This window comes from Bradyrhizobium sp. 137 (genome assembly GCF_023074095.1).
GTDB lineage: Bacteria > Pseudomonadota > Alphaproteobacteria > Rhizobiales > Xanthobacteraceae > Bradyrhizobium.
In genome coordinates this window covers 342,444-363,163 of record NZ_JADPKU010000053.1, presented here as the reverse complement: position 1 = coordinate 363,163, position 20,720 = coordinate 342,444, and the positions used below count along the sequence as shown (strand labels likewise).

Below are 20,720 nucleotides of genomic sequence, written 5' to 3'. Positions count from 1 at the left end.
GGCTCCATCGATGGACACAGACCGGCCACGAGGGCCGAGACGGCGTCACTCAAAACTGACTTTGACTTGGGAAGCGGAGCGATCGGGGCGCTTGGTCGAAACCTTGGCCCAATCGAAGCTGGCGGAAAGGGCCTCTATGAGGCCGAGCACATACCGAGCCAGAACATCGAGCGCGGGCGTGCGATCTGCGAATGCGTCGAAATCATGCAAATCCCTCCCGGCTCGATTGAATGAGGTGCGCTTTATAGATGTGTCGCAAGCGCTTTGCAACGGGGCTCGCGCGAGATCACGCACGAGTGTTGCAATTTGGTACGCGACGCCGTCCGCATCGCTGGTTGCGCGCTGCCACCCCAATCTTCGCCGTCATGCCCCGGCTTGACGGGGCATCCAGTACGCCGCGGCGAATGTGGTGCGAGAGCGAGCTCTCCAACGCCTGCCTCTGGAATACTGGATCGTCCGGTCCCGGCTCCGCCAACGGCTTCGCCGGGCATTCGGTGTTGGGCCGGCGAAGCTTCAGCGAAGACGGCAAGCCGGCGATGACACCGAACACGCGGAGTTGCGTCAATGCGCGTCGCCGCCGGCACCAAACGGCGAAGGCGGCTTCTTCAGCAGCGCGACCAGGAGGCTGAGCGCGAGATAGAACAGCGTCAGCACGAAGAAGGCGTCGCCAAAGCTCATCACCACGGCCTGGCGATGAACCAGCTGGGAGAGCTGCTTCATGGCCATCAGCGTGGCATCGCCAAGCCCCTGAAACTTCTGCATGAACATGGTCAGCGTTTCGGTCGCGGTCGCATTGCCCCACGTCACGCGCTCCTGGAGGCGGGTGATGTGGAGGTCGGTGCGATCGTTGAGTACGGTGTTGATGACGGCGAGGCCGAGCGCGCCGCCGAGATTGCGCATCAGGTTGAACACGCCGCTCGCGTTCTTCACCTTCTCGGGTGCCAGCGTACCGAGGGCGACGTTGTTGGTCGGCACCATCGCGAACATCATGCCGATGCCGCGCAGGATCTGCGGCACCAGTAGTTCATAGAAATCATAGTCTCGCGTCATCCAGGTCATCTGGTAGGAGCCGAGCGCGAACACGACAAGACCGAACGCGATCATGTAGCGCATGTCGACCTTCGCCATGAGCCGGCCGACCAGCGGCGCGACCAGGAACATGGTGATGCCGGAGACGAACATGGTGTCGCCGATCATCAACGCGCTGTAGCCGCGCACTTCGGCGAGATAGCGCGGATAGATATAGGTCAGGCCATAGAGCCCGATCCCGATGCAGAACTGCAGCGTGCAGCCGACGGCGAAATTGCGGTCCGAGAAGGTGCGCAAGTTCACGATCGGCTCGGCCGCGGTGAAGACGCGCCAGAAGAAGGCGATTCCCGAGATTGCACAGATCCAGGCGCAGATCGCGACCGAGGTGTCCTGCATCCATTCATATTGCGGCCCCTCCTCCAGCACATATTCGAGCGTGCCGAGAAAGCCGGCCATGAACAACAGGCCCCACCAGTCGAAGCGGTCGAGCAGTTCGAGATGCGGCTCGTCGAAATCGACCAGCGCCAGCACGCCGACGGTGATGCCGATGCCAGGCAGAACGTTGATGTAGAACAGCCAGTGCCAGGACATCGCGTCGGTGATGTAGCCGCCGACCGTCGGCCCGATCGTGGGTGCGAGGGTCGCAACAAGCCCGATGATGGGGCCGACGATGTGGAATTTCGAGCGCGGAAACACGGTATAGGCCGAGGCGAATACCGTCGGGATCATGCCGGCGCCGAGGAATCCCTGGAGCGCGCGCCAAAGGATCATCTCCTCGATGGTGCTGGCAAAGCCGCAGAGCAGGCTCGAGGCGGTGAAGCCGGCCGCCGAGATCGCGAACAACAGCCGCGTGCCAAAGGCGCGCGACAGGAATCCCGAGAGCGGAATGGCGATGACCTCGGCTATCAGATAGGCGGTCTGGACCCAGGAGACTTCGCTGGAGCTCGCCGACAATCCGGCCTGAATCTCACTCAAGGAGGCCGAGACGATCTGGATGTCCAGGATCGACATGAACATCCCGAACACCATGATGATGAAGGCAAACAGCCGCTTCGGCGCGATCCGCTCGGAAGCCGGGGCCGCCATCATGGCAGGTGAAGCAGTGGTGGTGTCGGCCATTCTCTTACCCGGCTCGCGCGAGAGTGCGCGGTCCACCTCTCCCCATCGGGGAGAGGTCGATTTGCGCAGCAAATCGGGTGAGGGGCCGCAGCTCCCACGAGAGAGCGTAAGCCCTCACCCGGATCGCATCTTGCGATGCGATCCGACCTCTCCCTTCGGGAGAGGTGAAGGACGAAGCGGCGCTCGTCTTGAACATGATTCGCCTACCGGCACTACTGCGGGTGAACCGCGATGGGATCGTCGAGATCGACCTCGCTGTCGGCGTCGGCGGCACCCTTGTTGGTGTCGACGGTCGCGTAGACCGACATACCGGCGCGGAGCAGGTTCTGCTTCGCCACCGATTTCGGCACGCGGATGCGCACCGGCACGCGCTGCACGATCTTGGTGAAGTTGCCGGTGGCATTGTCAGGCGGCAGCAGCGTGAACACCGAGCCCGCGCCCGCCGCGATGCTATCGACGACGCCGGAGAACTTGCGCATGCCATAGGCATCGACCTTGATCGTCACCGGCTGGCCGGGGCGAATGCGCTTGAGTTGCGTTTCCTTGAAATTGGCGTCGATATAAACGTCGTCGAGCGGCACGATGTTGCCGAGGCGCTGGCCGACCGCGACGAAGTCGCCCGTATTGACCAGGCGATTCGAGAACGTGCCGTTGACCGGCGCGCGCACCGCGGTGAATCCGAGATCGCGCTCAGCCTTGGCGAGCGTGGTCTTGAGCTCGGCGAGCTGCGCCTGCGCCTCGGCCTGCTGCGCCTTGGCGACGTCGACATTGCTGACCGCGACGTCGTAGGCGGCCTGCGCGGCCTTGACCGCGGCCGCGCCCTGGTCGCGTCCGGCTTCCGAGCTCTCGAAGGTGGCGCGCGAGGCAAAGCCCTTGCTGCTCAGCGCCTGCTGGCGCTCATAGTCGAGATCGGCACGCTTGAGGCCCGCTTCAGCCGAGACGAGCTGCGCCTTTGCTTGCGCGACCTGGCTATCGAGTGCTGCGACCTGACGGCTGATGCGGTCAATCGTGGCCTGCTGGGTCGCGATCTTGGTCGCGGCGGCATCGACTGCGATCTTGTAGTCGCCGTCGTCGATGCGGAAGACGACGTCGCCCGCGCGCACCGGCGAGTTGTCGCCGGCCAGGACCGCGGAGATGTGACCGGCGACGCGCGCACCGAGCATGGTGTTGTTGGCACGGACATAGGCATCGTCGGTGGAGATGTAGAAGCGGCCGACCAGCGTGTAGTAACCGGCATAGCTCGCGACCGCGAGCGCCAGCAGCAAGCCAACCCCCATCAGGACGAATTTGCGTTTGCCGGATTTGGGCGCGGCGGCAGCAGCGCTATGGGCAGGGGCAGCCCTGTCGGTCGCGGGCTTCTCGGCCACCTCGACGCTGCGGTGCTCGTTTTCCTCGACCACATGAGAGCGCAATTTCTCAGCCAGGACGGCGGATTTCTCGGGCGCAGCGTCACCGCTCACCTGCTCCGGCGTCGTCTCCACCGCTTCCTGGCGAAGGACGCGCGCAGCCTGGTCTCTCGATACGGCCATAAAGGCCTCCCCAAAAGCGCGAGCAGGGATGGCCGCCACGGCACGCCCCTTTTTCGCTCGTCCTAAATACCTTGACCGAACGGTTCGGTCAATCTACATAATATTCCCGGTGTCATCTTAATAGCCCGAATCCTTTATTCGGGTTTCATAGCCCCAGACGCGGATCCAAAAACCTTCCGAGACCCTAAACCAATGGTTGTAGCTGCCAGCGAACGTCTTCACATCGTCCCGGAGGAGGACAGCTCCAAGCGACGTCAAATCCTGGACGGTGCTCGCAAAGTGTTCATGGCTCTCGGTTTCGACGGCGCCAGCATGGGCGAGATCGCGCGCGCGGCACAGGTTTCCAAGGGCACGCTCTACGTCTATTTCGCCGACAAATCCGCGCTGTTCGAAGCCATTCTCGAAGAGGAGGCGCTCCAGCACGGCCAGGTCGTGTTCAATTTCGATCCCGCGCGCGATGCCGAGACCACGCTAAAGGATTTCGGCCAGGCCTATATCCATTTACTCTGCCGGCCCGGCGGCGGATCGGCAATCCGCACCGTGATGGCAATCGCCGAGCGCATGCCCGACGTCGGCCGCCGTTACTATGCGCGGGTGCTGGACAAGACCATCCACCGGTTGTCCGATTATCTCAAAGCCCATGTCGCTTCCGGCGATCTCGATATCGACGATTGCGATCTTGCCGCCTCGCAATTCATGGAACTGTGCAAGGCCTCGCTGTTCCTGCCGTTCGTCTTCCAGGCTGCTCCCGCACCGTCGCAAGAGCGCATGACCGAAGTCGTCGATAGCGCGACGCGGATGTTCCTCGCGACGTATCGGGCGAAGTAACCGCAAGCGGGCTACGCGTTGCGCAGGCGCGTCGCGGGCGGTTATATTTGCGTCCATGCCTCGTGATCTTCGCCCCCCTGTCGATATTCTCCATTATGAGATCGTCCAGGAGCAGGCCTCGGCGCTTGGACGAATGGGCCGCGCGCTGGAACAGAGCCTCACGCGTTTGCGCGAGTTCGACGCCGCCCACGCGGCCTCGGGGGTACCGGCCTCACTGCAACCGGCCAGACGTAGGCTGGTGCATGAAGCCGGCCATGCGCTGTGGATGTTCGTAGTGCAACGCGAGGCGTCCGGTCTTCGCGACAGCCGCCACATCATGCGAACCTACAACGTCCCTGGCGAGGTGCAGCGGTGCATGGGCCTCCCGCCGTCGAAGCCGGTCTCGAAATGACTTGCTGGCGGGCTACGACCCCATCGTAGCCACGGGTTTTGCGCAAGCCTCAATCGTCGGCGTACTCGTCTTCTTCGCGCTTGTGCGCGGCGCTCTTGCGGCCGAGCGAACCAGTCACGGAAGGATCGCGTGCATTCGCATAGGGGCTGCGTGACTGCGCACGCGCGGCGACCTCATCGCCGGAGACGGCGGCGGGCTGGCAGATCAGGCGACGGCTGGCGCGGCGCATCAGATCGACGTGGATGTGATCGTAATGATAGACGTTGGAGCCGGGCGCGAGCACCGTCGTGAAATGCGCGCAGGCACCGGACTGCACGTCGCGCAAAAATCCCTGCTCTTCCGGCATGCCGCGCCAGCCGTCCTTCACAGTGACGCGGCGGCCGTCGGCGAGCACGAAGGCGGAAATATCGAGCGCATTGCCGAAGGCGTGCTCGGAAATGTGGGCGCGCGAGTTGCCGTTCATGCCACGGCAGGAATAGGCGGAGATCTGCTTGATCTCGGCGACGCGGACGCCGAACCAGCGCATGGCCGAGGGCTGCACGGTGTCGGCGAGCCAGCGGTCGAGCTCGGACACGATCGGACAGGCCAGCGTCGCGGTCGGCTTGATCGCAACGGGACCAACGGCGGTAACGGGATTGCCCTGCGCCGGGCCAAGACGCGGCAGCGGCTGCTGCGCGGGCGGTTGCCCGTAGGGTGCCGCACCGGCCGGCCGCGCCGGATAGCTCGGCGCGTTCATGTAGCGCGCGGCCCCCGCGGCATCGGTGCCCTCGGGCGGCAGATCGATCTCGTCTTCCTGCGGCACCACGCCGGGCGCGTTCAGCGACATCGGTCCGGTTGAAGTGCCATAGCCGGAAGGCTGCTGCACCGCGCTCTCCGGATAGTTCGATCGCGGCGGGTGGGAGGGTGCCGGATAATTCTGGCTCTGCGGATAGTTCGATCGCGGCTGCGTGACCGGCCAGCGCGGCTGGTTGCCGATGCTCACCGGCGGACGCAGCTCCTCGTCGGCAAAGCCATAGCTGCTGGAGGCTTCGCCGATGGCGGCGACCTTCAGCGGAAATTCGGCGCCACATTGGCCAGGGCCGGAGATCGGATCGATGCGGACGATGTCCGCACTCTCCTTGACCGCTCCCGATTTCAGGCACGCCGCTTCCGCCTCGGCCCGCCACGGTTCGCGTTCGGCCTGGAAGAAGCCGCGTCCGCAACCCGCAAGCGAAACAAGGACGAAGGAGCCGACGAGATACAAACGAACTCCGCGCGTCATGAACGCACGTTCGGTGAATTTACTTAAAGACTCTTCAACGTGTCGTTTCAGCCTTCTTTAACCATGCCGGCCCGCGTGCGCCGAAATGCTGCCAGACTGAGCGACAGGACGACTGACTTTTTCGGAAGGAGACTCTCTGTTAACCATAAAGCTCGCGCAACGCGGCGCGACAGCGGGAGCGATCTCATGACGTTCGCCGGCAGACTAAGCATTATCACCGCGTACCTCGCCATGGCCTTCGTCGGCGCCATCGTGCTCGGCATCATATAGGGCCGCGCTCCATCTCATGGATCGTTACCGACATTAGGCCAAGATAGCCGAATGTGCGCCGGCTCACGCAGGCGACGGCCAGATGTAGTGATGTCCATCACGGAAGAAGGGACAGCCGGGGCGTAGGGTCGAACTACGCTCAGTCCACCAGCGACATCAGTCCATACGGGGACACGGAGGTTATCATGAACAAGCTCACCATCGCCGCCACGGCGCTCTTCCTTGCTTCGACCGCCGCCGCGCATGCCGGCAATTCGATCTCGTTCCAGATCGAAGGCCAGCACATCCGCATCGAGACGCCGCGCAATTGTACCTCGCTCAATTGCGTGACCATCGTGGCGCCGGGCCTGTCGGACAAGCCGATCAAGCTGAACAACATCAACCTCAAGGGCCTGGGCGGCTCCAAGGATGATGACGTCGACACCACGCCGGCTCCGGCGACCACGAATGCGCAGCCCGCGCCGGCTCCGGTGCAGCAGCAGCCAGTGCCACAGGCGCCGGTCCAGGCAGCTGCGCCCGCCGCAACGGACCCGACGGCTCCCGGCACCCCGTCCGCCGGCCTCGACACCACGCAGCCTGCACCTGTTGCGGCGCCTGCTCCCGTCGCCGCACCCGCTCCCGTTGCTGCTGCTCCCGCGCCGGCCTCGGCTCCGGTTGCCGCGGCGGCCGTGCCGGCACCAAACTCGCCGATCGGCGTGTGGGCGACCGAGGAGAACAAAGGCAATGTCCGTGTCGAGCAGTGCGGCGCCAATCTCTGCGGTTATGCCGTGAAGACCAACGAGCGCATCCTGATCAACATGAAGCCCGACGGCTCGAAGTGGAGCGGCCGCATCCACGATCCCAACTCTGGCCGCAATTACGACTCGACCATCGCGATGAAAGGTCCGAATGCAATGCGCGTGCAGGGCTGCGCCTTCGGCGGCATGTTCTGCGGCGGCCAGACCTGGAAGCGCGTGAGCTGACACCGAAGGTGTCATCCTCGATTGCGCAATGCCAGCTTAGCTGCTTGCGGCGTACAGCCGGGCAGCATCCAGCTTCAAGGCGGATTCCCGCTGTCGCAAGGAGCTGGCGTTACTCGCGACCGCACTAACTTGCGGATGCCGTCTCGACCAGCGTGCGGCGCGCTCACGCCTCGCCGCGCAGCCACGCCCTCACCTTCTGCAACAGGCCGTGCCGCAATTCGTCGACCGAGGCGGCTTCGGCTGGTGTCAGTGTCTGCAAGGCCGCATCGATATGATCGGCCGGCGCCGTCGGCTCGGGCGAAGGCGCAACACCGGCAGCGGCGAGCGCAATCGGACCGATCTGTGCCAGGAACGCGCGCTCATATTCGCGCGACAGCCGCGCGATTGCGTCGTCCAACGTCAGCCAGTCCACCGCCTTGATGTCGTTCATCGGTTTGCGGACCGGCCCGCCATCGGCCTCCATACGCCAGAAATGCACGACCTTGGTGCGCCCGCCCGATTGATAGCCCAGCGTGCCCAGAAATTCGTGCACCGCGATCTCGTGCCCGGTCTCTTCTAGCACCTCGCGATGCGCGGCCTCCTTCGGCGTCTCGCCGTCGTCGAGCTTACCCTTAGGCAAGACCCATTCGTTGCGCTTGCGCTGGCGCACCACGGCGATCAGCGGCGTCGAACCTCGCCGCAGCACAATACCACCCGCCGCCATCACCGGCACCCGCGCCATCACTCACATCCAGTTGTCCCCGCGGACGATATAGGCGGCGGGCGCGGCGGATTGAAGGCTACTCTCTCTTCAGCAGCGCTTGACCGGCGCGGATGCGCGTGCCCTCCGTGATGCCGTCGCAGAACGTGAAATCGCCGGGCGCCAGGATGATGATGGTCGAGCCGTGCTCGAACCAGCCGAGCTCCTCGCCTTTAATCACGTTGACGTCGCAGGGAAAATTGACGGGGCCACGGGTCTGCCCGTTCAGCACCATGTCGAGAAAGTGCAGGCGGATGCTCGCGACCAGGATGGCGGCGACCGGCACCAGCGTCACCGCCTCGCCGGTCGGCAAATGCGTGCGAATGACCGCGCGCTCGTTCTTGCAGAACAGCCGCTCGACGCGCTTCAGCGCGATGGGGTTAACGTTCCAGACGTCGCCATGGATCAGCGTGACGCGCTCGATATGCGCATCATAAGGCGCGTGGAAACGGTGATACATGCTCGAGGTCAGCCGCAGCGTGACGAAGCTTCCATTGCGGTGCTGGTCGACCAGAGCGGAATCGCCGACGAGATCGAGCAGCGAATAGGGCGCGCCTTTGACCTGAAACAGTTCGGTGTCGACGATCCGGCCATGGGCGCCAACAATGCCGTCGGAGGGGCTCGCGACCACCGCCGGGTCCGGATCGAACGGCCGCAGACCCGGCTTGAGCTCCCGGGTGAAGCAGTCATGCAGACTCTTGAAATGGGCCTTGCGCGCCTCCGACAGGTCGAGGTCGGAGAACAGCTTCCACAGCGCGATCGAGAAGTCCCGCACAAACGGGTTCTCGATCTTGGAGAACCAGCCCATGAAGCGGGTCAGGGCCGCGCGCGGGATGCGGTTGGTCAACAAGAAGTTGAGGTCTTCCTGCTGGGTGAAAGAGGCGATGAGGGCTTTGACTGTCATGAATCTGTCAGCTCGCGGGGTTAGCGCTTGTTGTCATGGAAACGACACTCCCGATTCTCTCGATGTCCGTGGCCGCCGCAGCGTCCGCTGCCGCCGCCTTCCCGAAGCTCAAGGCGCGCATCGAGCTCTCCCGCGCCAAGCACCGCTCGCTCTCCGGGCATTCCAAGATGTCGCGCCGCGTGGCGCGGCTGATCCCGTTCTACGAGTTCGGAAACGACGACTACTTCTCCTGCGATGGCGCGCCGGCGAACATCGCGGCTCAGCGCAAGGAGGGCTTCTTCCGCCTCGCCGGCCTCTACGCCGAGCGCTATCCCAGGGGACGCGCGATGACGAAGGAGGCCGCGGAGAGGATCTCCGATCTGAACTTCACCGAGAGCTACCGCGTGCCGTTCCAATTCTCGCGACTGGTCCGCGAGCATCTGGGCACCTCGACCTTCATGGAATCCTCGCGCGGCGTCACCGTCACGGATGTCGACGGCAACAGCTTCTACGACCTCACCGGCTCCTACGGCGTCAACATCTTCGGCAACGACTTCTACAAGGACTGCATCGAGGGCGCCGAGAAGCGCGCGCACGCGCTCGGCCCCGTGCTCGGCCCCTACCATCCCGTCATCCTCGACAACGTGCAGCGGCTCTGCCGAATCTCGGGCCTCGACGAGGTCTCGTTCCACATGTCCGGCACCGAAGCCGTGATGCAGGCGGTGCGGCTCGCGCGCTACCACACCAAGCGCACGCATCTCGTCCGCTTCGCCGGCGCCTATCACGGCTGGTGGGGCGACGTGCAGCCCGGCGTCGGCAATCCGATTCCCGCGCACGAGACCTACACCCTCGCCGAGATGTCGGAGAAGACCCTGCACGTGCTGCGGACCCGCAAGGACATCGCCTGCGTGCTGGTCAACCCGCTGCAGGGCCTGCATCCGAACGCCAATGCCCCCGGCGATTCCTCGCTGGTCGATTCCTCCCGTGGCGGCAATTTCGACCGCGCGGCGTACACCGAGTGGCTCAAGAAGCTGCGCGAGGTCTGCGACCAACGCGGCATCGTGCTGATCTTCGACGAGGTGTTCGTCGGCTTCCGTCTCGCCGCCGGGGGAGCCCAGGAATATTTCGGCGTGCGCGCCGACATGGTGACTTACGGCAAGAGCCTCGCCGGCGGCCTGCCGGTCGGCGTCGTCTGCGGCAGACGCGAATTGATGCGCCGCTTCCGCGACGACCGTCCCGCCGACATCTGCTTCGCCCGCGGCACCTTCAACTCGCATCCCTACGTCATGATGGCGATGGACGAGTTCTTGAGCCGCCTCGCCAGCCCCAATTTCCGCGCCGTCTATGACGGGCTGGAGGCGACCTGGAACGGCCGCGTCCAGAAGCTCAACCACATGATGACCGATGCCGACCTGCCGGTGCGGTTCGCCAACTTCTCCTCGATCTGGACAGTGAAATACACCACCCCGTCCCGCTACAACTGGATGCTGCAATATTATCTGCGCGCCGAGGGCCTGGCGCTGAGCTGGGTCGGCACCGGACGGCTGATCTTCAGCCTCAACTACACCGACGCCGATTTCACCGAGGTCGCCGAGCGCTTCGTCCGCGCGGCCGAAAAGATGAAGGCCGACGGTTTCTGGTGGCACGACGGCGCGCTCACCAACAAGAGCATCAAGCGGCAGATCCTGAAAGAGATGCTGGCCACGCGGTTCGGGCGTTGAGGCCGATTCTTTCCACATAACCACCGTCATTCCATGCGCAGCATCGAACCCCGAATCCTGGGATTCCCGGTTCGGTCCTGCGGACCGTCCCCCGCACGCGGGAAGAGGCGAAGACGCCCCCAAGACGTGGATGCCCGGGACGAGCCCGGGCGGCATGACGCAAGCATCAGACATCAGAGTATTGGATATGCGCAGCGCGCTCAGGCGTGCTGCTCTTCGAGCGTCGGCTCGCCGATGAGGCCCAGCGTGTGCTCGGGGTTGAGGTGCAGGCCGGGGTCCATCAGCTCGCCACGCATCAGCGCGAGCGGAGCCTTGCGATAGAGCATCAAATCATGGAACGGATCGGTCAGGATCTTGGTCATCCAGACGAGACCGGTCTCGACGTCGCGGATGAAGAACAGGTGCACGGTACGGAACAACAGACCGCCGCCACCGACCACGAGCCAGATCTTCGCGACCTGCCGCATGAAGTCGGCCGCGCTCGCCCAGGGCGTGAACAGGCCGAACAGCGTGGGATCGACGAACAGCACCAGCGGCGAGAGCGCCCAGATCGCCATCAGCACCACCTTGCGCTGAAGGTTGTAGCCGACCTTGATCTCTTCCTTGTGCTCGTGCGTCGCCTGGTTGATGTGGTCGTAACCGTGCGGCTCGAAGAAGAAGTGACCGGCCTGGCGCGAGGTCATCGAGACCAGCCAGCCGACCAGCGCGGACACTACGGGGTCGATGAACAGCCAGACATAGGCAAAGAGAAAGCTCAGCGCGCTGACGAAGTGCAGGCTCTGATTGATGCGGCTGTGGTGATAGTAGCGATGGTCGTCCCAGCGCTGGATGCGCAGCTGCTCGAGATAATTCTTGATCATGCTCTTCCCCAAGATGCTTTCGGGTACGGGATTTAAACGGATTCGATGTAGGCCGTGTGACATCATCATCTTGTCATGTGACGATGTGCAGCGGCGCGATGACGCACGGTCACTCTCTCCCCTCACCCTGAGGCGCTTGCCTAGCAAGCGTCTCGAAGGGGCGAGGCCCGTCTGCAGCAGGCGGGCCTTCATGGTTCGAGACGGCGCTTGCGCGCCTCCTCACCATGAGGGGCAACAGCAATGCTACGCCGCCTTGGCGACGTCGACCTTCCGGAAGCGCACCAGCGAGAAGTGGCCGAGCGGCGGAATCAGACGGCGCTCGGCGAGCTCGATGCCGCGTGCGCCGGCCAGCCACTTCGCATAGCGCGACCAGGCGAACTCGGCGGTGCGGAAGCCGAGCGGACGCACCACTGGCTGCAGCTTCTGCTCGATGAAGCGGCGCATGCCGGTATCGGCGCTGACGCGGGTGAGGATGATCAGCTCGCCGCCCGGGCGCAGCACGCGGACGAATTCGTCGAGCGCCTTCTCCGGATTGGGCACTGCGGTGACGACGTATTGCGCCATGACGACGTCGAAGGAGTTGTCGGGGAATTCGAGCTTCTCGGCGTCCATCACCGCGAGGCCCTCGACGTTCTTCAGCTTCTGCTCGCTCACGCGGCGGCGCGCCTTATCGAGCATCGCCTCCGAGATGTCGGTGCCGAAGATGCGCAAGTTCGGCGCGTAGAGCGGCAGCGAGATGCCGGTGCCGACGCCGACCTCGAGCACCCGCCCGCCGATCTTGTTGGTGGCCGCGATCGCCGCCTGCCGGCCCTTGGCGAAGACGCCGCCGAACACGAGGTCGTAGACCGGCGCCCAGCGGTCATAGGCCTGCTCGACCGTGCCGCGGGTGAGGTCGAGCTGCTGCGTGCCGTCAAGGTTCATGATCTTAGCCATCGATGAGGTTCTCGCTGTGGTTCAAATGGACGATCAACCGCGCACCGGCCGCCGCGCCATGCGAGGCGAGGCGCGCAAGGTGCGGCTGGGCTGAAGTGAGGTGAGATTGCCGACGAACTGGCGCGCGCTGTTTTCCCAGGAACGCTCCAGCGCGAAGTTGCGGCAGGTCTGGCGCGACATCGTGAGCGCGCGCAGGCACGCGGTGCGCAGATCATGGTCGATCGCGCCGATCGGATGATCGGCGATGACGTCCTTGGGGCCCGTCACCGGGAACGCCGCAACCGGCGTGCCGCAGGCGAGCGCCTCGAGCTGCACCACGCCGAAGGTGTCGGTCAGGCTGGGAAACACGAAGACGTCGGCGGCGGCGAGGTGCGCGGTGAGATCCGCCGCCTTCTTCTCGCCGAGGAAGACGGCGCCGGGATATTTCTTTTCCAGCGCAGGCTTCTGCGGGCCGTCGCCGACGACGACCTTGGTGCCGGGCAGGTCGAGCGCGAGGAACGCTTCGAGATTCTTCTCCACCGCGACCCGGCCCATCGTCATGAAGATCGGCCGTGGCAGGTCGAGAGCTGCTGGGCTGTCGGGATGGAACAGCTCGGTGTTGACGCCGCGCGTCCAGAAGCCGAGCCGCTTGAAGCCACGTTCAGACAGCTCCTGCCGCAGCGAGGGCGTCGCCACCATGGTCATCGCGGCGGCATCGTGAAAGTGGCGCAGCACGGCATAACCGATGTTCGCGGGGATGCCGGTCCGCACCGAAACATATTCGGGAAAGCGCGTTGTATAGGATGTGGTGAAGGCGAGCCGGTTGCGCCGGCAATAGGCCCGCGCGGCCCAGCCGATCGGGCCTTCGGTCGCGATGTGCAGCGCCTCGGGAGCGGCCTTCTCGATCCGCCGTGCGATTTCCCTGAAACTCGGCAACGCGATGCGCAGGCCCGGATAGGTCGGCAGCGGCCATGACGGAAAACCGTCCGGGGTCAGGAAGTCGATCTCGACATCGAGGGCCTTGGCCGCGCTCGCCAGCGAGGTCAGCGTCCGCACCACGCCGTTGACCTGCGGATGCCAGGCGTCGGTCGCGATTAATACCCGCATGGGACAATCCCGAGAGTTTGATGATTCTCGGTTTCCGACCATCAACGAAGGATATTTCAGGCGTATGACGTCACAGAAGTGTCGGCGCTCTGTTTTGTTCGTTAACGGGCCCGCGCGGCCACGAAACTGTCATGAAACAATTCTTGCCGCCACGAAGCCGTTTTCGGTTTTCCACGCAAATGTCCCGAAATGTTTTGCCGTTAGTGATCACCCCAACGGAGCACCGAAACGGTGCCGCGGTGATCAACAACACCGAGCAAACAGGGGCGATCAATGATCAATCTGGACACGTTCAAGAACTATTCGCGCGCCGTTGCGATCAGTGCAGTCGCGATCTCTGCAATCGCGTTCGCAGGTACAGCCAACGCTGCGCCGGTGCAGCTCTTCCCCTTCTTTCAACCGCTGCCGCCGATGACGGCGCCGCAGCCGCTCCAGCCGTACCAGCCCTACCAGACGATGCCTTATCAGGCCGCGCCGTCCGAGGATCAGGACGCGGTCGAGATGCCGGCCCGCTTCCGCCGCCAGACCGTTTCCTACGCAACGCGGGAGGCGCCAGGCACGATCATCATCGACACGCCCAACACCTATCTCTACTACGTGCTCGGCAACGGCCAGGCGCTGCGCTACGGCATCGGCGTCGGCCGCGACGGCTTCACCTGGTCCGGCATCCAATCGGTGAGCCGGAAGGCCGAATGGCCGGCCTGGACTCCGCCGCCGGAAATGATCGCCCGCCAGCCCTATCTGCCGCGCCACATGGCCGGCGGCCCCGGCAATCCGTTGGGGGCCCGCGCCATGTATCTCGGCAGCACCATCTACCGCATTCACGGCACCAACGCGCCCGAGACCATTGGCAAGCACGTCTCGTCCGGCTGCATCCGCATGACCAATGACGACGTCACCGACCTCTACGCCCGCGTCAATGTCGGCACCAAGGTCATCGTGCTGCCGATGACGGAGCGGCGAGCCGAGCTTGGAGCTGCGACGCGCTGAGCGACAGGACATTGTGACGCAAACGGCCCCGGAACCCACCGGGCGCCGTGTTCGTTTGCCCTCGACATCCCGAAGCGCGCTTGCTGCAGCGCGATCCCTGATGGAGGCGCAGATGCAAGCACGCCGGCAACGTTCGTCAAGGGCATGGCTGCGCGCGATCGGCACCGGGGCATTGACGTTGCTCTTGTCACTGCCCCTCTCGCTCGCGCAGCAGCCGGCGAGCGACGACGCAGCCCAGCAGGCCTTCAACAATTCCTGCCGCACCTGCCACTCCATGAAAGAGGGCGACAATCGTCTCGGTCCCAATCTTAACAAGATCGTCGGACGCAAGGCCGGCGCGCTGCCGAACTACAATTACTCGTCGTCGATGAAGGAAGCCGGCTTCATCTGGGACCAAGACAAGCTCACCCGCTTCATGGTCAAGCCGGACGAGGTCGTGTCCGGCCACAAGATGCAGCCCTATGGCGGCATCTCGGCGGAGGAGGCGGCCAAGGTGGTTGCGTATCTGCAGGCGGCTTCGCAGTAACGACCTAGGCTAAGCGGGTCATTTTTGCTTGGTGTCGGTGATCGTGGCCATCCTTCGAGACGCCGCCTGCGGCGGGCTCTCAGGATGAGGTCGGACTACGCGGCCGCAAATCCATACGGAGCCCTTGCACCAAACTGCAGATGCCCGTTAGCCTCATCCTGAGGAGCGCGCCCTTGCGCGCGTCTCGAAGGACGAGGCGTTCACGATGACCGAAGTAGCGTACCTCTACATTCTCAGATGCGCCGACGGCAGCTACTACATCGGCACAACGCGCACCGCGCTCGATATCAGGGTCGCGCAGCACAACGCCGGCACGTTCGAAGGCTATACAAAGGCGCGTCGTCCCGTGACCTTGGTTTTCTCACAATGGTTCGATCGCATCACCGACGCGATCGAATGCGAACGCAAGCTCAAGAAATGGAGCCGCGTCAAGAAAGAAGCCTTCATGCGCGGCGACCTCGCCGAGCTGCACGAGTTGGCGAAGCGCGGATCACATCATCCTTCGAGACTCCCGCCTGCGGCGGGCCCTCAGGATGAGGAGCGGAGTTCGCGGCAGCGCTCTAGTCCCGACTCCGATGCCGATTAGCCTCATCCTCAGGATGAGGGCGCAGGTGTGGCAGCAGTTTCAACGGGCCCGATGCCAATTAGCCTCATCCTGAGGAGCGCGCTTGCGCGCGTCTCGAAGGACGAGGCGTTCACACCGGGCGGTGCGTTACCGCTCGCCGCCGCGCCTTCGCTCCGCAATCAATCTCAGCCACGCCGCGGAATGAAACGCGCTCATCAACAGATACATCGGAAGCATGCCAACGAGCACGGATCCTTGTCCCGCGGAGCAGAGCATGTCCGCCGCACCGCCGCCGAGCGCGGCGGTCAGCAAGGCCATGATCGCGAAGGTGGGCGTGGCCGCCAGCCCCAGCCATCGGGCGAGGTGACGCGCGGCCGCGACGCTGTCGCGGTTGACGCTGGCGGCCGCGCTTGCGGAAGCGGTCATTTCCGTTCTCCCGCAGCCTCCTCGCGAAAAGCCTTCTCGCCGGCGGTCGAGATCTCGACCCACTTCTCGTCGGGCGCCGCACCTTCCGTGTAGCTGTCGTGCCAATTCCACCATTTGTAGGTCGGGGTCTGCGGATAGCCTTTCGGCGAATCCTCCCAGACCTCCTGGCGGCCGAGCGGCGTGATGTCGAGATAGTTCCAGGTACCGCCCATCTGCTCATCGCCCCGGCTCTTGACGAAATAGGTCCGGAAGACACGGTCGCCGTCACGGTAGAACACGTTGGTCCCGTGCCATTCGTCAACGCCGAAATCAGCATCGAAGCTGTCAGTGATGGTGACCCAGGGCATGATCCAGCCCATCCGCTGCTTCAGCCGCGCGATATCGGCCTGCGGCGCGCGCGAGGCGAAGACAAGGGTGGTGTCGCGGGCATTGAGGTGCGCGACATGGGCGACCTGGTCGGCAACCATGGAGCAGCCCCGGCACGCATGGTCGGGCCAGCCGAACACCCCCGGCTCGAAGAAGGCACGGTAGACGATCAATTGCCGCCGGCCCTGGAATAGGTCAATCAGACTGAGCTTGCCGCCGGGGCCCTCGAACGCATAGGTTTTGTCCACCGCCATCCAGGGCATGCGCCGCCGCTCGGCGGCCAGGGCATCGCGGGCACGGGTATGCGCTTTTTCCTTTACGAGCAGTTGCTGACGGGCTGCCTCCCAGTCCTGCGGCGACACCACAGGCGGTGTCTGCATGGCGGAATGTGCGTTCGTCCCTGCGTTCTCAACTGATGTCATCATGGCTCTCCAAACCTCTTGCCTGGGCGATCATTCCGCATCGCGTTATGACAGACGCGGAACCCCTGGCCCTTCACCGCACATCGTCGGTCGTAAACTGTTTCTGGCATCTCGCGGTTGCGGAGTGGGAGTAACAAGTGTGGCGGGATTAGAATGGAGTCGCTGATCACGGCCGCGGCGCGCGCGCTCGAGGCGGGCGATCCGCTCGGTGCGCTGAACCGCGTTGCGCTGCGCAACGACGCACCGTCGCTGGCGCTGCGCGGCATCGCGATGGCGCAGCTCGGCGATTTCGCCAAGGCCAAGACGCTGCTGCGGAGCGCCGCACGCGCCTTCGGTCCGAGAGAGGCGGTGGCGCGCGCAAGGTGCGTCGTGGCCGAGGCCGAGATCGCGCTGGTCTCGCGCGACCTGAGCTGGCCGGCGAAGACGCTCGCAGCGGCGCGCGCGACACTCGCAAGGCACGGCGATCTCGCCAATGCCGCCCATGCCGGTCACATCGAGGCCCGCCGCCTTCTTCTGCTCGGGCGCCTCGACGAGGCCGAGCGCACGCTGGCGGAGCTCGGCGCAGGCCCCCTTCCGCCGGCGTCTCAGGTCGTCCGTGAACTCGTGGTCGCCGGCATCGCAATCCGGCGGCTCAAAACCAAAGATGCGCGCACGGCGCTTGACCGCGCCGCCGACGCGGCACGGTCGGCCGGGATTCCAGCGCTCACGGCCGAGGTCGAAAGCACAAACCTCGTGCTCGACACGCCCGCGGCGCGCCTGATCGCACGCGGCAAGGAGCATCCGTTGTTGCTCGGACAGGTCGAAGCGCTGGCGGCGTCTCAAGCGCTCGTCGTGGACACGTTCCATCACACCGTTCGCAAAGGAGGCATCGTCGTGTCGCTGGGAACGCGGCCGGTGCTGTTCGCGCTCGCCCGCCCCCTGGCGCAGGCGTGGCCCGCGGACGTGTCCCGAGAGGCTCTGATGACCGCCGCGTTTCGCGCTAGGCACGTCGATGAATCGCATCGCGCCCGGCTACGGGTCGAGATCGGTCGGCTCCGCGCCAAGCTCAAGCCTCTTGCCGATGTGAGCGCGACCAAACACGGCTTTGCGCTGACACCGCGCAAAACGCGACAGGTTCTTGTGCTGGCGCGTCCGGTCGAGGAGCACGCCGCAGTGCTCGCCTTCCTGTCCGACGGCGAGCCCTGGTCGAGCTCGGCGCTCGCGCTGGCGCTCGGAACGAGCGCCCGCACCGTGCAGCGGGCCCTCGACGATCTGGCGCGATCACACAAGGTGCAGTCCTTCGGACATGGCCGGGCGAAGCGTTGGATGACCCCGCCCGTCCCGGGTTTCCCGACAGGCTTGTTACTCCCCACGCCGCTCCTGAAGACGTAGGGTGAGGTCACATCACAGGGATCGAGCACATGAAGCGTACAGCCGCCGAGATCATCAAGGAGTATGGGCCTTTCGCGGGCGTCGAAGCCGTGCATGGCGTCACCTATGACGGCAAACATGTCTGGTTCGCGTCCGGCGACAAGCTGAACGCGGTCGATCCGGCCGACGGCAAGATTGCACGCTCCATCGATGTCGCCGCGCATGCGGGAACGGCGTTCGACGGCCGACACCTGTTCCAGATCGCCGAAGATCGCATCCAGAAGATCGACGCCGCCACCGGCAGGGTGCTCAGCACCATTCCGGCGCCCGGCGGCGGTGGCGATTCCGGATTGGCCTGGGCCGAAGGTTCGCTCTGGGTCGGGCAATATCGCGAGCGCAAGATTCATCAGGTCGATCCCGAAACGGGAAAGGTCCTCCGCACCATCGAGAGCAAGCGCTTCGTGACCGGCGTGACCTGGGTCGATGGCGAGCTCTGGCATGGCACCTGGGAGAACGAAGAAAGTGACGTGCGGCGGATCGACCCCGATACGGGCAAGGTTCTCGAGCAGCTCGACCTGCCCGCCGGGACGATGGTCTCAGGTTTGGAGTCGGACGGCGGCGATCGCTTCTTCTGCGGCGGTGGCAGTCGCGGCAATGTGAGGGCGATCCGCCGTCCCCGACGCAGCTAGCCTCGCGATAACGATTTGAACGCGCGGCAACGGGGCGTTCGCAGCCGTTAACCTGTTCGCCCCAATTCCACCCCACCTGTGCGCTCTAGCGCCCTCCGCGCCAGCCCTGTAAAACCCCCGTCGGGGCGGCTTGGGGGATTGATGCGACTGACGTTGAATCTGAAGACGATCCTGATCGCCGTCGCAGTGCTCGCGGCGTCGTTCTTCATCAGCCTGAAGGCAATGGACTTGCTGTCGCCGCGCGTGACCAATTCGGCGCCGACGGTCGCGCAACTGCCGCCGTTGCCGCCGGCCTCGAAGAGTTCCATCGTGATCGCGCCGGTCGCGATCGCGCTGTCGGTGATCCGCGAGCAGGCCGAGAAGGCTTCGCCGCGCAATTTCGCAGGAAAGGCCGACAACCCGATCTCGCAGATCCTGGAGAACGCCGACATCGGATGGACGGCGGCGCGCGGACCGATGGCGGCAACAGGCGACAAGGACGTGCTGACGCTGTCGACGCCGCTCACCGGCAGGCTGAACGTGACGGGATCGCTGTCCTCGAAGGCCACCGGCGCGCTTGGCGACGCGCTCGGCAGTGTGCTCGGCGGCGACGCCGCGAAACGGATCGGCGCGGTCAACATCAAGAACCTGAACGCCAGCGCCGAGATCAAGGGCAACGTGGTCGTCACCTCGCGCCCGAAGCTCGCGGCCAACTGGTATCTCGAGCCCAATCTCGGCGCCCAGGTCAACCTCGGCGACACCAACGTTGCCGTCGCGGGCGCCAAGGTCAACGTGCCGGCGCAGGTGAAGCCATTGATCGACAAGAATGTCGGCGAGCAGATCAACGCCGTCTCCGAGCGCATCCGCAACGATCCCTCGCTGCGGGAGAATGCCAGGGTGCAATGGGCCAAGGCGTGCCGCTCGATCTCGCTGCAAGGCTCGGGCTCATCGGCCGCACTGCCGCCGCTCTGGCTCGAGATGAAGCCGGTGCGCGCAATCGCGGCGCAGCCGCGCGTCGATGCACAGGCCGTGACGCTGCTGCTCGGCCTCGAGGCCGAGACACGCGTGACCTCGACGCCGACCAAGCCGGAGTGTCCGTTTCCCGACAAGATCTCGATCGTGCCGCCGACCGGCACGGGCGTGAACATCGGCGTGCCGATCGACGTGCCCTTCACCGAGATCAACAAGCTGATCGCGGCGCAGATGGTCGGCCATACCTATCCCGAGGACGGCTCCGGCCCGGTCGACGTCACTGTCAAGACCGTCAACGTGACCCCCTCGGGCGACCGCCTGCTGATCTCGCTGCTGGTGCGCGCCAAGGAGAAGAAGAGCTGGTTCGGCCTCGGCGCCGAGGCGACCGTGCACATCTGGGGCCGGCCGATGCTCGACCAGGCGCAGCAAACGCTGCGGCTCGCCGACATCCAGCTCGCGGTGGAATCCGAGGCGGCGTTCGGTCTGTTAGGAGCCGCGGCGCGTGCCGTGGTGCCGCAGATGCAACAGGCCCTGCTGCAGAAGGCGACGCTCGACCTGAAGCCGATCGCCGCCAACGCCCGCGAGAAGATCGCAGCCGCGATCGCCGACTACCAGAAGAGCGAGGATGGCCTCAAGGTCGAAGCCAAGATCGACAGCCTGACGCTTGCCGACATCGCCTTCGATTCCAAGACCCTGCGCGTCGTCGCCGAAGCCGGCGGCTCGCTGAAGGTGGTTGTGACGAAGCTGTCGGGGATGTAGCCCGCCTTCGCTCACCGGGTCCGTGCGCGTCTTCGCTTGCACCGCTGGCATTCTCATCGGAGGAT

The 20,720-nt window shown here is 64.8% G+C and carries 21 protein-coding genes; 10 read left to right on the top strand and 11 right to left on the bottom strand.

Annotation, left to right across the window (positions count from 1 at the left end; all coding sequences use genetic code 11):
* Positions 1 to 45: 45 nt before the first annotated feature.
* The 3 genes from IVA78_RS15650 to IVA78_RS15640 form a co-directional block, all read right to left on the bottom strand.
* Positions 46 to 210, bottom strand: coding sequence for a hypothetical protein (locus IVA78_RS15650; protein WP_247420348.1), 165 nt, complete (start codon positions 208 to 210; stop codon positions 46 to 48).
* Between the two features lie 351 nt (positions 211 to 561).
* The gene (locus IVA78_RS15645) at positions 562 to 2,148 is read right to left on the bottom strand and encodes a DHA2 family efflux MFS transporter permease subunit (protein ID WP_247420351.1); all 1,587 of its coding nucleotides are present in this window, start codon (positions 2,146 to 2,148) and stop codon (positions 562 to 564) included.
* Positions 2,149 to 2,360: 212 nt separating this feature from the next.
* A complete protein-coding gene (locus IVA78_RS15640) occupies positions 2,361 to 3,677 on the bottom strand; it encodes an HlyD family secretion protein (RefSeq protein WP_247278450.1) in 1,317 nt (438 codons plus the stop codon).
* A gap of 192 nt (positions 3,678 to 3,869) precedes the next feature.
* Between IVA78_RS15640 and IVA78_RS15635 the strand changes: the two genes are divergently transcribed.
* Positions 3,870 to 4,505, top strand: coding sequence for a TetR/AcrR family transcriptional regulator (locus IVA78_RS15635; protein WP_247278449.1), 636 nt, complete (start codon positions 3,870 to 3,872; stop codon positions 4,503 to 4,505).
* Positions 4,506 to 4,560: 55 nt separating this feature from the next.
* On the top strand, positions 4,561 to 4,896 hold the full coding sequence (locus IVA78_RS15630) for a DUF6665 family protein (protein ID WP_247278448.1): 336 nt from the start codon (positions 4,561 to 4,563) through the stop codon (positions 4,894 to 4,896).
* A 49-nt stretch (positions 4,897 to 4,945) separates the two neighbouring features.
* On the opposite strand, the gene IVA78_RS15625 is transcribed toward IVA78_RS15630, so the two are convergent.
* Positions 4,946 to 6,157, bottom strand: coding sequence for an extensin family protein (locus IVA78_RS15625; RefSeq protein WP_247466277.1), 1,212 nt, complete (start codon positions 6,155 to 6,157; stop codon positions 4,946 to 4,948).
* Between the two features lie 455 nt (positions 6,158 to 6,612).
* Between IVA78_RS15625 and IVA78_RS15620 the strand changes: the two genes are divergently transcribed.
* Positions 6,613 to 7,389 (top strand): DUF2147 domain-containing protein, encoded by a 777-nt coding sequence (locus IVA78_RS15620; protein WP_247278446.1) that lies wholly within the window; start codon positions 6,613 to 6,615, stop codon positions 7,387 to 7,389.
* Positions 7,390 to 7,552: 163 nt separating this feature from the next.
* Here IVA78_RS15620 and IVA78_RS15615 read toward each other — a convergent pair whose 3' ends face one another.
* Positions 7,553 to 8,110 (bottom strand): NUDIX hydrolase, encoded by a 558-nt coding sequence (locus IVA78_RS15615; protein WP_247278445.1) that lies wholly within the window; start codon positions 8,108 to 8,110, stop codon positions 7,553 to 7,555.
* Between the two features lie 58 nt (positions 8,111 to 8,168).
* Entirely contained in the window at positions 8,169 to 9,032 is an 864-nt protein-coding gene (gene asd, locus IVA78_RS15610; RefSeq protein ID WP_247278444.1) for an archaetidylserine decarboxylase, read from the bottom strand.
* A 35-nt stretch (positions 9,033 to 9,067) separates the two neighbouring features.
* On the opposite strand from asd, the gene IVA78_RS15605 reads away from it, so the two are divergent.
* A complete protein-coding gene (locus IVA78_RS15605) occupies positions 9,068 to 10,732 on the top strand; it encodes an aminotransferase class III-fold pyridoxal phosphate-dependent enzyme (RefSeq protein ID WP_247278443.1) in 1,665 nt (554 codons plus the stop codon).
* 200 nt (positions 10,733 to 10,932) lie between these two features.
* On the opposite strand, the gene IVA78_RS15600 is transcribed toward IVA78_RS15605, so the two are convergent.
* The 3 genes from IVA78_RS15600 to IVA78_RS15590 all read right to left on the bottom strand — a co-directional run bounded on the left by IVA78_RS15600 (position 10,933) and on the right by IVA78_RS15590 (position 13,611).
* The gene (locus IVA78_RS15600; protein ID WP_247278442.1) at positions 10,933 to 11,592 is read right to left on the bottom strand and encodes a hypothetical protein; all 660 of its coding nucleotides are present in this window, start codon (positions 11,590 to 11,592) and stop codon (positions 10,933 to 10,935) included.
* 243 nt (positions 11,593 to 11,835) lie between these two features.
* Positions 11,836 to 12,525 carry a methyltransferase domain-containing protein gene (locus IVA78_RS15595; protein ID WP_247278441.1) on the bottom strand — a complete coding sequence of 230 codons (690 nt, stop codon included), beginning with the start codon at positions 12,523 to 12,525 and terminating at the stop codon, positions 11,836 to 11,838.
* Between the two features lie 33 nt (positions 12,526 to 12,558).
* Positions 12,559 to 13,611, bottom strand: coding sequence for a glycosyltransferase family 1 protein (locus IVA78_RS15590; RefSeq protein WP_247278440.1), 1,053 nt, complete (start codon positions 13,609 to 13,611; stop codon positions 12,559 to 12,561).
* Positions 13,612 to 13,884: 273 nt separating this feature from the next.
* Between IVA78_RS15590 and IVA78_RS15585 the strand changes: the two genes are divergently transcribed.
* From IVA78_RS15585 to IVA78_RS15575, 3 genes are all read left to right on the top strand, one after another.
* Positions 13,885 to 14,601 carry a L,D-transpeptidase gene (locus IVA78_RS15585; protein ID WP_247466273.1) on the top strand — a complete coding sequence of 239 codons (717 nt, stop codon included), beginning with the start codon at positions 13,885 to 13,887 and terminating at the stop codon, positions 14,599 to 14,601.
* Between the two features lie 100 nt (positions 14,602 to 14,701).
* Complete coding sequence (locus IVA78_RS15580; RefSeq protein WP_247420377.1) at positions 14,702 to 15,127, top strand: c-type cytochrome; 426 nt, start codon at positions 14,702 to 14,704, stop codon at positions 15,125 to 15,127.
* A 205-nt stretch (positions 15,128 to 15,332) separates the two neighbouring features.
* Entirely contained in the window at positions 15,333 to 15,713 is a 381-nt protein-coding gene (locus IVA78_RS15575; protein WP_247466271.1) for a GIY-YIG nuclease family protein, read from the top strand.
* A 126-nt stretch (positions 15,714 to 15,839) separates the two neighbouring features.
* Here the strand turns inward: IVA78_RS15575 and IVA78_RS15570 are convergent, their stop codons facing one another.
* Positions 15,840 to 16,118 carry a hypothetical protein gene (locus IVA78_RS15570; protein ID WP_247466268.1) on the bottom strand — a complete coding sequence of 93 codons (279 nt, stop codon included), beginning with the start codon at positions 16,116 to 16,118 and terminating at the stop codon, positions 15,840 to 15,842.
* Positions 16,115 to 16,909, bottom strand: coding sequence for a DUF899 domain-containing protein (locus IVA78_RS15565; RefSeq protein WP_247449839.1), 795 nt, complete (start codon positions 16,907 to 16,909; stop codon positions 16,115 to 16,117). The genes IVA78_RS15570 and IVA78_RS15565 overlap by 4 nt, the downstream gene beginning before the upstream one ends.
* A 150-nt stretch (positions 16,910 to 17,059) precedes the next feature.
* Here IVA78_RS15565 and IVA78_RS15560 point away from each other — a divergent pair, with 150 nt between their 5' ends.
* The 3 genes from IVA78_RS15560 to IVA78_RS15550 all read left to right on the top strand — a co-directional run bounded on the left by IVA78_RS15560 (position 17,060) and on the right by IVA78_RS15550 (position 20,655).
* Entirely contained in the window at positions 17,060 to 18,277 is a 1,218-nt protein-coding gene (locus IVA78_RS15560; RefSeq protein ID WP_247466265.1) for a helix-turn-helix domain-containing protein, read from the top strand.
* Positions 18,278 to 18,306: 29 nt separating this feature from the next.
* Positions 18,307 to 18,945: a PQQ-binding-like beta-propeller repeat protein gene (locus tag IVA78_RS15555; protein ID WP_247466261.1), complete on the top strand. Its 639-nt coding sequence runs from the start codon at positions 18,307 to 18,309 to the stop codon at positions 18,943 to 18,945.
* 141 nt (positions 18,946 to 19,086) lie between these two features.
* Positions 19,087 to 20,655: a DUF4403 family protein gene (locus IVA78_RS15550; RefSeq protein ID WP_247278433.1), complete on the top strand. Its 1,569-nt coding sequence runs from the start codon at positions 19,087 to 19,089 to the stop codon at positions 20,653 to 20,655.
* The last annotated feature ends 65 nt before the right edge of the window (positions 20,656 to 20,720 follow it).